The following is a 12,593-nucleotide window of genomic DNA, read 5'->3' on the forward strand; positions in this document are numbered from 1 at the left end:
TCAGTGACACTCTTCCGTGCGCGATGGCAGCTCGGCCCATACGATCCGTCCCGGTCCGTGCGGGGCGTCCTTGACGCCCCAGGCGCTGCTCACCGCGCCGACCAGCAGAAGCCCTCGTCCCCCTTGGCTCTCGGGGTCCGGTGTCCGCGGCGCGGGGAGGGTGTGGGCCCGGATCTGGTCCTCGACCTCCAGGCGCAGATGTCCCGCGCCGATGTACAGCCTGCACTCCACACGGTCGCTGACGGTGTGCGCGATCACGTTGGTGACCAGCTCGGAGATCACGAGGAGGGCGTCGTCGCACACCTGGGCACCGACGCCCAGGGCGTGCAGCCGCTCGCGCACGGCAGCGCGCACCGTGCACACCGAGGAGGCGACGGCCGGCAGCTGTAAGGCGTATGCCGGGTGCGTGTCCTGCTCCCGGGACGTCCGAAGCGGAGTCAGGGGGAGGGCGAGGGGAGCCACGAGCGGCCGCCTTTCGTCTGCCTGCGCGTCATGGACCGTGCCGTTCCCGCACTGCGCAGTGCCCACGGACGTACCCACGCAAGCGTTCCCACCGTGATCGGACGGTGTGCCCACTGTGACAGGTGCAACGAACGGGTTGCAAGCGGTACTTTGAAAATTGCAAGTTGCCATCGGGGGTTCCGCTTACCCGAATCGATGGCCGTGACAGACTGCACCCGTGAAGCCCGGTGTGGGGAGGTAGAGCGTGGCGGCGGAAACCGCATGGGGCGGTGCGCCCTCCGTCCTCCGCATGATCCTCGGCAGGCAGCTGGAGGAGCTCCGGACGCGCGCCGGCCTGACCTTCGACCAGGCGGGCGCGGCGATCGGAGTCAGCCACTCCACCATCCGCCGGATGGAAGCCGCCAAGGTGGCCCGGCTCAGGCTCGCTGACGTGGAGAAGCTGCTCCAGACCTACGGCGTCACCGACCGGCGCGAGGTCGACACCTTCCTGAAGTCGGTCCGCGAGGCCAACAAGCGCGGCTGGTGGCACACCTACCGCGATGTGATGCCGGACTGGTTCGCGGCGTATCTGAATCTGGAGCAGGCGGCGCTTCAGATCCGCGCCTATGAGGCGCAGTTCGTCCATGGGCTGCTCCAGACCGAGGACTACGCGCGTGCGCTGCTCAGCGCCGGCAACCCGCACGCTCCGGCGGAGGCCACCGAGCGCAGGGTCGCCCTGCGCATGCAGCGCCAGGAGCTGCTGTCCCGGGAATCCCCTCCCCGGCTGTGGGTCGTGATGGACGAGACGGTGCTGAGGTGGCCGGTCGGGGGCGCGGCCGTGATGCGCGCCCAGATCGACCACCTGATCGAGATCAGCGCGCTTCCCCAGGTGACCGTGCAGATCATGCCGTTCGGAAGCGGTCCGCATCCGGCGATGCGGGCCGGTGCGTTCCATGTTTTCCGGTTCAGGGCCCGGGAGTTGCCCGACATCGTCTACCTCAGCGGCCTGGTCGGCGCGGTGTATCTGGACAAAGAGGAAGACGTGGTGGTGTATCGCGAGGTCCTGGACCGGATGGGTGCCCAGTCGGTGCCCGCCAGGAAAACCGAGGCCGTCCTCGGCGCAATACGCAAGGAGCTCTGAAGTGCACCACCACATCCGCAGCGGCATACCCTCCCATGACCTCGGCAACCGGGGCTGGTCCAAGCCGTGGAGCGACGACGCCGGAGGCGCCTGCGTCGAAGCCAAGAAGCTGTACGACGGGCGGGTGGCGCTGCGTCAGTCGACCGACCCCGACGGCCCCGCACTGGTTTTCAGCACACACGAGATGACCCGGTTCCTGGCGGGTGTGAAGGCCGGCGACGCCGACTTCCTCTGCTAGCGCCGACGGCACCGTATCCATCCTTCCCGGCCGCGCGGGTCCTTCCCGGCCCCGCGCGACCGGGGGCACACCCAACAGCGAACTGACGACCCACCGGGAGGGGACGCCTTGAGCGACAACGGATGGTCGGCCGACCGTATCGACACCGAGAGCGCGCATTCGGCACGTATCTACGACTACATCCTCGGCGGGAAGGACTACTACCCGGCCGACAAGGAAGCGGGCATCGCCATGTCCCGCGAGTGGCCCGCCCTGCCGATCCATATGCGGGCCAACCGCGACTTCATGAACCGGGCCGTGCGCTATCTCGCCGAAGAGGCGGGGATCCGGCAGTTCCTCGACATCGGCACCGGCATTCCCACATCCCCCAACCTCCATGAGATCGCCCAGGCGGTCGCCCCGGACTCCCGGGTCGTCTACGTGGACAACGACCCCATCGTCCTCACCCTCTCCCAGGGCCTGCTCGCCAGCACGCCCGAGGGCAGGACGGCCTATGTCGAGGCGGACATGTGCGAGCCCGCCACCATCCTCGACGCCCCCGAACTCCGCGAAACCCTCGACCTGAGCCGGCCGGTCGCCCTGACGGTGATCGCCATCGTGCACTTCGTCCTGGACAAGGACGACGCCAACGGCATCGTCAACCGCCTCCTGGAGCCGCTGCCCTCCGGAAGCTATCTGGCGATGTCCATCGGCACCGCCGACTTCGCACCGGCGGAGGTGGCCCGGGTCGCCCGTGAGTACGCGGCCCGCGACATGCCCATGCGGCTGCGCACCGAGGACGAGGCCAACCGGTTCTTCGACGGCCTCGAGATGGTCGAGCCGGGCCTCACCCAGGTCCACAAGTGGCGCCCGGACGGCACCGTCACCGAAACCATCAAGGACGAGGACATCGCCATGTACGGGGCGGTCGCCCGAAAGCCCTGAGGCGCTTCGTACGGCGTTCTCATACGAAGCCGGGCCCGGCCTGCGGGCCCGGCTTCGTCCCCTCGGTGGGGAGGCGCGGAACCGTCCGGGGCCGCTACACCCGCCAGCTGTAGCGGCGCTCGGGGCGGCCCGCGGTGCCGTAGCGCAGGGACACGTCGGCGTTGCCGGTGGCGTGGAAGTACTCCAGGTAGCGGCGGGCGCTGACCCGGGAGATACCGATGTCGGTGGCCGTCTCGGCGGCCGAGACGGTGCCGTCCGCCTCGCGGAGGGCGCGCTCGACGAGCTGGGCGGTCTCCACGCTCAGGCCCTTCGGCAGGGTGCCGCCCGCCGGGGGCGCGAACGCCCCGGCCAGGAAGCGGTCCACATCCGCCTGACCGCGGACGACCGTGGTGAGCAGCCGCCCGCGCTGGGTCGCATAGCGTTCCAGGCGCGGCTGGAGATCCTCGTAGTCGAAGGGCTTGAGGAGGTAGTCGACCACGCCCTGACGGACGGCGCCGCGCACCGCGTCGGCTTCCCGGGCCGCCGTGATCACCATGACGTCGCAGTCGTGCCCCGCGGTGCGCAGCCGGGGGATGACGTCCAGGCCGAAGAGGTCCGGCAGATAGAGGTCGAGCAGGACCAGGTCGGGGCGGAGTGCCTCGACCGCCTCGATCGCCTGCTCGCCGGTGTGGGCGGTGCCGACGACGCGGAACGGCGCCACGCGCTCCACGAAGGTGCGGTGGACGCGGGCCACCATGAAGTCGTCGTCCACGACGAGCACATCGATCGTGCCGGCCGACTCGGTCATCGGGTCGCTCCTTCCGCCACCGCGTCGGCGGGGTGGCTGACGGACATGCGGGCGCTGAACATCGCGCCCTGAGGGGTGTTGGTCACCGCGATCTCGCCGCCGCGGCGCTCGCAGACGAGCCGGGTGAGGGCGAGTCCGATACCGCGCTCGCCCTCGCGGGCGGCCTTGGTGGTGAAGCCGTGGGCGAAGACCTCCTGGGCGAGTCCGGGGGCGACGCCGGGGCCGGAGTCGCGCACCACGATCTCCACACTGGCGTTGTCCTGGCGCAGCTCGACCTCCACCCATGGCTCGTCGCCGTCCCGGCCCCCGTGCGCACCACCGCCTCCATGGCGGTTGCTGTTGCCGTCGGCGGGCTCGGACGTGGCGGCGTCGATGGCGTTGTCGACCAGATTGCCGACCACGGTCGCCACATCGGCGGCGTCCTCGGGTGTCAGCCGGTCCAGCGCGGTGCGGTCCGAAAGGCGCAGGGTCACCTTCCGCTCGGCGGCCTGGGACGCCTTCGCCATCAGCAGCGCGGCGACGGCGGTGTCCCGGACCCGGCGGCCGATGGACATGTCGAGCGACTGGCGGCGCTGGTTCAGCGCCCGGATGTAGCGCACCACTTCCTCCTGCTCACCGATCTGGATCAGCCCGGAGATGGTGTGCAGCTGGTTGGCGAATTCGTGGGTCTGCGCGCGCAGCAGCTCGGAGGTGCCGCGGAAGGAGCCGATCTCGCGCTCCAGCCTGGCCAGCTCGGTGCGGTCCCGCAGGGTGGTGACGGAGCCGAGCGGGCGTCCGTCCTTGACGACGGTCATCCGGTTCATGACCAGGACGCGGCCGTGCCGGACCACCACCTCGTCCTTCGGGTCGGGGGACTCCTTGCGCGTACCGGCCAGTACGTCCAGCAGTCGCCCCTCGATGCCGAGCTCGGCGAGGTCGCGGCCCACACAGTCCTCCGGGAGGTCCAGCAGCCGCCTGCCCATGTCGTTGACGAGGGTCACCCGGTGCTGCGGATCGAGGGCGACGACGCCCTCGGCGATGCCGTACAGCATCGCCTCCCGGTGCTCGGCCAGCCCGGTGATCTCACGCGGCTCCAGGCCCAGCGTCTGCCGTTTGACCCGCCGGGCGAGCAGCCAGGAGCCGACGACGCCGAGCGCGCTGGCCACGCCGAGATAGACCGGCAGATACGAGGAGGCGCCGCTCAGCCGCTGCCACACCGTGGGAGACACCTCGCCGATCATGACGGTGCCCAGGTGCCGCCCCAGGTCGTCCCCCGTCGCGCCGAGGACCGGCACCTGCGCCACCAGCTCCCGGCTGCCGTCCCAGTCCAGCGTGCCGGACCAGCCGCGGCCCTCGCCGACCCCCTCGCCCAGCGGCAGCCGGTCGCCGAGCACCGTGGGATTCGTCGAGCTCACGATGCGCCCGCGACCGTCGGCCACCGTGACGGATGTCACCCGCGACTGCACCCGGGCCGAGTACACCAGCGGGGCCAGCGCCTCCCCCGGCGAGGGGCCCACCAGCCGGCTGCGCACCAGTGGCTGGGCGGCCAGCTGCTCGGCGAGCGCACCGACCCGGCGGCCCTCCACCCGGTTGAAGGTGGCCTCCGACTGCGCGAGCGAGACCGCCGCGACCGCCATCAGCACCACCACGACGATGGCGAGCTGGAGCACCAGCATCTCGCCCGCGAGCGTTTGGCGACGGAAGCCCGCGAGCGCTCGGCGACGGATCGCGGCGACCACAATGAACTCAATCTCTCCTGCTGACACAACCTGGGCACGTCTTTCACCAGGCCGCACAATCATGGCGTCCGCCGTATGGGAAGCGAAAGGGAGGTGCCATGAGAGGCCGCACCGGCAGCCGAACCGGCACCCGCCCCCGAATCGCCACCCGCACCCGCACCGGCCTCCGCGCCCTGTCCGGCACCCGTACCCGCACCCGCGCACTGTCCGGCGCCCTGGCCGTACTGCTGTCCCTGCTCGTCACGGCCTGCGGCACCTGGCCGGGCACCGGGGACACCGCGGACGGCGGTCTGCGGATCCTGGTGCCCAACACACCCGGCGGCGGATACGACACCACGGCACGCACCGTGGCCCGGGTGCTGGAGGAGACCGGGGCCACCTCGGACATGGAGGTGTTCAACCTGCCCGGAGCCGGTGGCACGGTCGGTCTGCGGCGCACCGTGGACGAACGGGGCAACGGACGGCTCGCCCTCCAGATGGGCCTCGGTGTCCTCGGCGCCTCCCATGTCGCCCACACGAAGGTGACCGTGGCCCGGACCACCCCGATCGCCCGTCTGATCGAGGAGCCCGAGGCGGTGGTGGTCCGCAAGGACTCGCCGTACCGCACCATCGCGGACCTGGTCACCGGATGGCGCGAGAGCCCTGGGGACGTCACGGTCGGCGGTGGCTCCTCACTGGGCGGCCCGGACCACCTGCTGCCCATGGCGCTGGCCGGCGCCGTCGGCATCCAGCCGAAGAAGGTGCGGTACGCCGCCTACGACGGCGGTGGCGGTGAGCTGCTCCCCGCCCTGCTTGACGGCCGGGTCGACTTCGCCACCAGCGGTATCGGCGAGTTCCTCGACCAGATCGCCGCCGGGCAGCTCAGGGTGCTCGCGGTCACCAGCGACCGGCCCGTGGCCGCGCTGCCCGGGGTGCCGACGCTGAAGGCGGCCGGGATCGACCTGGTCTTCGACAACTGGCGCGGGATCGTCGCCCCGCCGGGCATCAGCCCGGCGGACCGCAAACGCTGGATCGCGGTGCTGACCGCACTGCACGGCTCCCGGCAGTGGAAGGCCGAGCTCACCCGCCACGGCTGGACCGACGCCTTCATCACCGGTGGCGCCTTCGCCACTTATCTGGCCCGGCAGGACAAGGCCGTGGCCGAGCTGGTCGGACACCTCGGACTGGACTGACCGGCGCCCGCCCCACGCCCTCATCGCATGTGATCCCCACCATCCCCTGACTCACCCATGCCCTGATGCAATCCCATATGTCCCGGAAAGGCGTCGCATGACCGCACACACCTGGTGGCTGCTGCTCATCCTCACGGTGGCGATCGCAGCACTGATCTACCTCATCAACTCCCGGCTGCGGGTCCATCCGTTCGTCGCGCTGATCCTGGTCAGCGTGGGCACGGGCATCGCGGCCGGGGAACCCGCCGCGAAACTCGCCGGCTCGATCGAGGAGGGCGCCGGCGGCACCCTCGGCGACGTGGGCGTCACGCTCGCCCTCGGCGCCATGCTCGGCCGTCTGCTGTCCGACTCCGGCGCGACCGACACCATAGCCCGCGCCCTCGTCGCCCGCGCCGAGCCCCGCAGGCTGCCCTGGCTGGTCGGCGCCGCCGCGTTCGTCATCGGCGTCCCGATGTTCTTCGAAGTGGGCCTGATCGTGCTGCTGCCGTTGATCTTCAGCGTGGCCCGCAGACTGGAGGGCCACGGCGGTACGAAGGGCAGCCCGTACGTACTCCTCGGTGTGCCCGCCATCGCCTCGCTGTCCACCCTGCACGGCATGCTGCCGCCCCACCCCGGACCGCTGACCGCGATGACCGGACTCCACGCCGACCTCGGTCTCACCCTCGGCGTCGGCATCGTCTGCGCCGTGCCCACCGTCATCCTGGCCGGTCCCGTCTACGCTCGCTGGATCGCGCCCCGGCTTCCCGACGTCGTCCCGGACGCCGAACTGGTGGCCCAGTTCACGGGCGCCGAGCGCCGGCCCGCCGCGGCCGCCACCTCAGGGCCCGGCGCACCGGCGAGCACGGAGGTGCCCCGCCGGACCGGTGTGCCCACGGGCCTGGCCGTGGCGGCCGTGCTGGTGCCCGTCGTCCTGATGCTGCTGCGCACCCTGGCCGAGACGGTGCTGGACGAGTCGAGCAGGTTGGGCGCGGCGCTTGTGTTCGCCGGAGAACCGCTGGTGGCGATGCTCGCCGGTTTCGTCTTCGCCCTCGTGGTGACGTTCGTCGGCTCCGGGCGCTCCGGTGAGGAGACCCGCGCCTCCCTGACCGACAGCCTGAAGTCCATCGCCGCGATCCTGCTCATCATCGGTGGCGGCGGGGCGTTCAAACAGGTCCTCCAGGACTCGGGCATCGGCGATGCCATCGCCTCGGCCGCCGAGGGCGCCCACATCAATGTGATCCTGCTGGGCTGGCTCATCGCCCTGCTGCTGTCCCTGACCACGGGCTCCGCCACCGTCGGCATCGTCTCCGCCACCGGCATCGTGGCCCCGCTGATCGGTGACGGCGGGGGCCTGGAGGCATCGCTGCTCGTGGTCGCGATCGGGGCCGGTTCCCTCGGCCTCAACTACGTCAACCACGCCGGGTTCTGGCTGGTGAAGGAGTCGTTCGGGATGGACCTCACCCAGGCCACCAAGACCCAGACCGTCGTACAGACCCTGGTCAGCGTGCTCGGCCTGGCGATGGCCCTGCTGCTGTCGGTGTTCGTCTGAGTGTTCGCCTGAGTGTTCGTCCGGGACACCTGGCGCTCGCGGTGGGCCCGGCACCGGCCGCCCGGAGGCTGTCGGACCCACCTGCGAGACCCCGGCCCTGACGTCCGGACGGATCGCGCCCGCCCCGTAGCCCGTGAGAGCCCTCAAATACCGGGGTGAAATCCTTTTCACCCGCACGGTAGGCTGAAGGGCGACCGTACACGGTGAAGGGATGCGGACACAGTTGGTGACGATCCATGACGTGGCGCGAGCCGCCGGAGTCTCCCCGGCGACCGTCTCGCGTGTCTTCAACGGCGGCAAGGTCACACCGGCACGCGCCCTGTCCGTGCAAGAGGCGGCGGCGGCCCTCGGGTTCGCGCCCAACCGGGTGGCGCGGTCGCTGCGCAAGCAGCGGTCCAGTGTGATCGCGCTGATCATCCCGGACATCGAGAACCCGTTTTTCACCTCGCTCGCCCGCGGTGTCGAGGACGCCGCGCAGCGCACCAGCCTTTCGGTGGTCCTGTGCAACTCCGACGAGGACACCGAGAAGGAGCGCCGCTATCTGGAGGTCGCGCTCGGTGAGCAGATGGCGGGGGTCATCGTGGCGGCGGCGTCCCAGGACGAGACGGACCTGGGACCGCTGACCGACCGCGGTGTGCCCGTCGTCGCCGTCGACCGCCGGCCGCGCGACGCCGAGGTGGACGCGGTCCGGGTCGACAACCACCACGGCGGCGAGGTGGCCACCCGCCACCTCCTCCAGGCCGGATACCGCAGGATCGCCTGCATCACCGGGCCCGAAGGGGCCTCCACCTCCGAGGAACGACTCGCGGGCCACCGCGCGGCGTTGAGCGCCGCCCAGGGCGGCGCGGCCGCGGCCGACAACACCTACATACGCCACGCCGACTTCCGGGTGGAGGGCGGCCGGGTGGCGATGCGTGAACTGCTGGCGTTGCCCGAGCCGCCCGATGCCGTCTTCGTCGCCAACAACCTCATGACCATCGGTGTCCTCGACGCCCTCGGCGAGGCGGGCCGCACCCCGCCCGGCGTCGGTGTGCTCTCCTTCGGCGACGTCCCCTGGGCGTCGCTGGTGCGGCCGTCGCTCACGGCCGTCGAACTGCCCTCGTACGAGCTGGGGCGCACCGCCGCCGACCTGCTGCTACAGCGCAGGGACGGCAGCCTGTCCCCGGTGCAGACCGTGGTGCTGCGCACAAAGCTCCAGGTCCGCGAGAGCACGGCCGGGCCCGCCGGGTCCTGACAGACCCTAGGCGTCACGAGAAGAGCGGCCCCGCACCGGCCACTCGCCCGGTGCGACACCGCCTCCCGTAAGCCCACGCGCCCGCGGACGCACGCGCCCGCGAGCCCGTCACCAGGTCACTTCAAGCCCGATGTCTTGACCGACTCCACAATCTGCCGCTGGAAGACGAAGAACAGGATCAGCATGGGCAGCGCGGCCACCGTCGACGCCGCCAGGATGTAGTTCCAGTTGGATGTGTACTGCGTCTGGAACGAGGAGATGCCCAGCTGAACCACGGTCAGATCCTGATCGCTCGTGGCGACCAGCGGCCAGACGAAGGCGTTCCAGTTGGCGAGGAAGAAGAAGATCGCCAGGGCCGAGAGGATCGGCCGGGACATCGGCAGGACGATGTTCCAGTAGACCCGCCAGTGGCCGCAGCCGTCGATGACCGCCGCTTCCTCCAACTCCTTCGGCAGCCCCAGATAGAACTGGCGCAGCAGGAAGATGCCGAACGCGTTGAAGATCGCCGGGATGATCAGCCCGGCGTAGCTGTCGAGCAGACCCAGCTCGCGGGCGACCAGGAACAGCGGGATCAGCACCACCGGCGCGGTGACCAGGAGGGTTGCGAAGATCGCGCCGAAGAGCTTCTCGCGCCCGGGGAAGCGCAGCCGGGCCAGTGCGTAGGCGGCCATCGAGTGGAAGAACAGCGCCGCCACGGTGATCACCGAGGAGATGAAGAAGCTGTTCCACAGATAGCGGCCGAACGGCACCTCGGTGAAGACGTAGACGAAGTTCTGGAAGGTGAAGTCCCGCGGGATCAGCCGCCCGTCGGTGACGGTGGCACGCGTCTTGAAGGACGACGTGACCATCCACAGCACCGGAAAGAGGCTGATCAGCGACAGGACGACGGCCAGGACAGTCAGTCCGGCACGTGCGGAGGGCGCCCGGCGTCGGCCGGCTGTGGGGGTGGTGGTGTGGGCCCGTGCCGCCATGGTGTCACTCGCCATCGTCGAACCTCCCGCCTCTCGTGAACTTGAAGATCACCGCGGAGACGAGCACCATGATCAGCACCAGGAACGAGCCCATGGCCGAGGCATAGCCGTACTCCCCGAATCCGAACGCCTGCTGATAGATGTAGAAGATCGCGAGCGAAGTGCCGTTGGCGGGGCCGCCGTTGGTCAGGACGAAGATCAGGTCGAGTCCGCCGGTGATGGCGGCGACCGTGGCCATCAGCAGGACGAAGAAGCTGGTGGGCCGCAGCAGCGGCCAGGTGATGGTGCGGAAGGTGGTCCACGGCCCCGCGCCGTCCAGCTTCGCTGCCTCGTAGAACTCCTGGGGGATCTCCTGGAGCCCGGCCAGGAAGATGATCATGTAGTAACCCATCATCACCCACACCATGACGGCGATGACACAGCCGAGCGCGAGGGACGGACTGCCGAGCCAGGACTCGCCGTCGAAACCGGCGGCGCGCATGGCCCGGTTGACCACCCCCGTCTGCTCGTCCAGCAGGAACTTCCACAACACGCCGACCACCACGAGGCTGATGACGTACGGCAGGAAGAGCACGGTGCGGTAGACGCCGACGCCGGGCAGCTTCTGCTTGACCAGCAGACCCAATCCGAGGCTCACACAGAACAGCACGGGGACGAGGAACACCACATACAGCCCCGTGATCTCCATCGAGTCCCAGAACAGCGGGTCGTTCACCATCCGCCGGTAGTTGCCGAGCCCGATCCACTCATAGCTGCCGAAGCCGCTGACCTGGAAGAAGCTCAGCACGATGGAGAGCACCATCGGGATCGCGACGAACACCAGCAGCCCGAGCACATCGGGCGCGAGGAACAGTCCGGCGGCCAGCCACTCGCGGTGCTTGCGGCTCAGCCTCGGCCGGCCGGTCGAGGCGGGTGTCCGCGCCGGGGCGGCGGTGGCCCGGCGGCGCTCCTGTGCGGCGACGCTGCTCATATCAGGCTCGCCCCCTTGTAGCTCTTGGTGTAGGCCGCGATGGACCGGGCGGCTCTTTCGGCCTCATCCGCCACGCCGTGACCGGCGAGCATGGTGCCCTGGATGGCGTCGGAGATCGCCTTGTAGACGACCGGGGGATAGCGCGGTTCGGCACGGCCGCCCGGGAAGATCTCGTCCTTGAACCGCTTCATGATCTCCGAGTCGTAGCCGCCCTTGGCGGAGCCGCGTTCCAGGGCGCTGTCGCGGGGCGCCACATCGGATTTGGTGCCGACGCACCACTCGACCATCCGGTTGATGGAGTGGTCCTTCATGGAGCCCAGCGCCCAGACGCAGAACTCGGCCGCCGCCTCGGGGTCGCGGCCCTGGGCGTTGGCGCAGAAGGACCAGCCGCCCAGCGCGGTGACATACCGGCCGCCCGGGGGCGTGGGCAGTTTGAAGACGCCGTACTTGTACTTGGGCGCGAACGCCTTGAAGCTGGATACGTTCCAGATGCCCTGCTGCCACATGGCGACGTTGCCGCCCTTGAAACCGCCGATCACATCGCCCGCGGCGGGCAGGGTGCGCGGGGCGATGCCGTGGCCCACCGCGTCCTGCCAGAGCCGCAGGGCCTGGCGGGTGGCCTTGGAGTCGAAGGCCACGTTCCCGTGTTCGTCCAGGACCTCGCCGCCGCCCTGCCACAACCACGGGTACCAGGTGAAGTTCTGGTAGTAGCCCGGGTTGGTCTCGAAGACCAGCCCCGCCCGTGTCCCGGTGCGCAGCTTGTCGCCGATGTCGAGCATCTGGTCCCAGGTGGCGGGGATGTCGGCCTCCGACAGACCGGCCTTCTCCCAGACGTCCTGGGCGTAGAACATGGCCAGCGGCTCGATCTCCATGGGAAGGGCGTAGACCTTGCCGTCCACCCTGCGGCTGTCGAGCGCGGAGCCGAAGTCCTCGATGGCCGCCTTCTCCATGTACGGCGTGAGGTCGGCCAGGACACCGCCGTTGTAGTAGCGCAGGAAGTCGCCGGGGGAGAGCAGGAAGATGTCCGGGCCCTCGCCGGTGGCGAAGGCGGACGGCAGCTTGAATCCGTTGAGATAGGTGGGCTGCGGCAGATGGACGAGGTCGATCCGCGCCTTGTGGGTGGCGTTCCACCGGGCGACCATGTCGACGAACCACTTGGACTGTGCGTTGACCGCGGGGTCCGGCGAGCGCTGGGGCCCGTAGAAGTTCCAGAACTGGAGGTTGCCCCCCTTCGCCCGGGCCGTACCGCAACCGGTGAGCAGCGCCGGGGCCGTCACCGCCGACCCCGCGCCCGCCATCGCGGTGAGGAAACGGCGGCGTGAGGTGCCGGGGGAGAAGGTGGCCGGGCGCCCGGCTTCATTGCCGTGCTGGAGCATGCGTGCGCTCCTGTCGGAGTGGGATGGGGCTGGGACGTGCGGATCGTGGGGGGCGTACGGGGCGGGCCCCGGGGCTCTCGTAAGCCGGCTTCG

At 70.1% G+C, this 12,593-nt stretch carries 12 protein-coding genes; 6 read left to right on the plus strand and 6 right to left on the minus strand.

Annotated features, from left to right (window positions below):
• Positions 1-462 carry an ATP-binding protein gene (locus AB0E24_RS38575; RefSeq protein WP_231981196.1) on the minus strand — a complete coding sequence of 154 codons (462 nt, stop codon included), beginning with the start codon at positions 460-462 and terminating at the stop codon, positions 1-3.
• 244 nt (positions 463-706) lie between these two features.
• On the opposite strand from AB0E24_RS38575, the gene AB0E24_RS38580 reads away from it, so the two are divergent.
• The 3 genes from AB0E24_RS38580 to AB0E24_RS38590 all read left to right on the plus strand — a co-directional run bounded on the left by AB0E24_RS38580 (position 707) and on the right by AB0E24_RS38590 (position 2,744).
• A complete protein-coding gene (locus AB0E24_RS38580; RefSeq protein ID WP_069867407.1) occupies positions 707-1,582 on the plus strand; it encodes a Sco1979 family transcriptional regulator in 876 nt (291 codons plus the stop codon).
• Position 1,583: 1 nt separating this feature from the next.
• Complete coding sequence (locus AB0E24_RS38585) at positions 1,584-1,820, plus strand: DUF397 domain-containing protein (RefSeq protein WP_069867406.1); 237 nt, start codon at positions 1,584-1,586, stop codon at positions 1,818-1,820.
• Between the two features lie 108 nt (positions 1,821-1,928).
• The gene (locus AB0E24_RS38590; RefSeq protein WP_093701486.1) at positions 1,929-2,744 is read left to right on the plus strand and encodes an SAM-dependent methyltransferase; all 816 of its coding nucleotides are present in this window, start codon (positions 1,929-1,931) and stop codon (positions 2,742-2,744) included.
• A 94-nt stretch (positions 2,745-2,838) separates the two neighbouring features.
• On the opposite strand, the gene AB0E24_RS38595 is transcribed toward AB0E24_RS38590, so the two are convergent.
• Positions 2,839-3,531 (minus strand): response regulator, encoded by a 693-nt coding sequence (locus AB0E24_RS38595; protein ID WP_102936711.1) that lies wholly within the window; start codon positions 3,529-3,531, stop codon positions 2,839-2,841.
• Positions 3,528-5,186, minus strand: a complete 1,659-nt coding sequence (locus tag AB0E24_RS38600; RefSeq protein ID WP_359150627.1) for a sensor histidine kinase — start codon at positions 5,184-5,186, stop codon at positions 3,528-3,530. Before AB0E24_RS38600 ends, AB0E24_RS38595 begins: the two co-directional genes overlap by 4 nt.
• Before the next feature lie 236 nt (positions 5,187-5,422).
• Here AB0E24_RS38600 and AB0E24_RS38605 point away from each other — a divergent pair, with 236 nt between their 5' ends.
• From AB0E24_RS38605 to AB0E24_RS38615, 3 genes are all read left to right on the plus strand, one after another.
• The gene (locus AB0E24_RS38605) at positions 5,423-6,421 is read left to right on the plus strand and encodes a Bug family tripartite tricarboxylate transporter substrate binding protein (protein WP_069867563.1); all 999 of its coding nucleotides are present in this window, start codon (positions 5,423-5,425) and stop codon (positions 6,419-6,421) included.
• Positions 6,422-6,518: 97 nt separating this feature from the next.
• Positions 6,519-7,949, plus strand: coding sequence for a GntP family permease (locus tag AB0E24_RS38610; RefSeq protein ID WP_147966057.1), 1,431 nt, complete (start codon positions 6,519-6,521; stop codon positions 7,947-7,949).
• Between the two features lie 211 nt (positions 7,950-8,160).
• Positions 8,161-9,183, plus strand: a complete 1,023-nt coding sequence (locus AB0E24_RS38615; protein ID WP_232564850.1) for a LacI family DNA-binding transcriptional regulator — start codon at positions 8,161-8,163, stop codon at positions 9,181-9,183.
• A gap of 116 nt (positions 9,184-9,299) precedes the next feature.
• On the opposite strand, the gene AB0E24_RS38620 is transcribed toward AB0E24_RS38615, so the two are convergent.
• The 3 genes from AB0E24_RS38620 to AB0E24_RS38630 are packed head-to-tail and all read right to left on the minus strand — an operon-like array spanning position 9,300 to position 12,500.
• Positions 9,300-10,169, minus strand: coding sequence for a carbohydrate ABC transporter permease (locus AB0E24_RS38620; RefSeq protein WP_069867402.1), 870 nt, complete (start codon positions 10,167-10,169; stop codon positions 9,300-9,302).
• On the minus strand, positions 10,159-11,124 hold the full coding sequence (locus AB0E24_RS38625) for a carbohydrate ABC transporter permease (RefSeq protein ID WP_359384266.1): 966 nt from the start codon (positions 11,122-11,124) through the stop codon (positions 10,159-10,161). Before AB0E24_RS38625 ends, AB0E24_RS38620 begins: the two co-directional genes overlap by 11 nt.
• Positions 11,121-12,500, minus strand: a complete 1,380-nt coding sequence (locus AB0E24_RS38630; protein WP_359384268.1) for an ABC transporter substrate-binding protein — start codon at positions 12,498-12,500, stop codon at positions 11,121-11,123. Before AB0E24_RS38630 ends, AB0E24_RS38625 begins: the two co-directional genes overlap by 4 nt.
• Positions 12,501-12,593: the final 93 nt, after the last annotated feature.

The organism is Streptomyces malaysiensis subsp. malaysiensis, assembly GCF_040653035.1.
Classification (GTDB): Bacteria; Actinomycetota; Actinomycetes; order Streptomycetales; family Streptomycetaceae; genus Streptomyces; species Streptomyces malaysiensis.

Coding starts and splice junctions, on each gene's coding strand:
- AB0E24_RS38595 (WP_102936711.1), bottom strand. CDS start 3,531: ATGACCGAGTCGGCCGGCACGATCGATGTGCTCGTCGTGGACGACGAC.
- AB0E24_RS38600 (WP_359150627.1), bottom strand. CDS start 5,186: ATGCTGGTGCTCCAGCTCGCCATCGTCGTGGTGGTGCTGATGGCGGTC.
- AB0E24_RS38610 (WP_147966057.1), top strand. CDS start 6,519: ATGACCGCACACACCTGGTGGCTGCTGCTCATCCTCACGGTGGCGATC.
- AB0E24_RS38615 (WP_232564850.1), top strand. CDS start 8,161: ATGCGGACACAGTTGGTGACGATCCATGACGTGGCGCGAGCCGCCGGA.
- AB0E24_RS38620 (WP_069867402.1), bottom strand. CDS start 10,169: ATGGCGAGTGACACCATGGCGGCACGGGCCCACACCACCACCCCCACA.
- AB0E24_RS38625 (WP_359384266.1), bottom strand. CDS start 11,124: ATGAGCAGCGTCGCCGCACAGGAGCGCCGCCGGGCCACCGCCGCCCCG.
- AB0E24_RS38630 (WP_359384268.1), bottom strand. CDS start 12,500: ATGCTCCAGCACGGCAATGAAGCCGGGCGCCCGGCCACCTTCTCCCCC.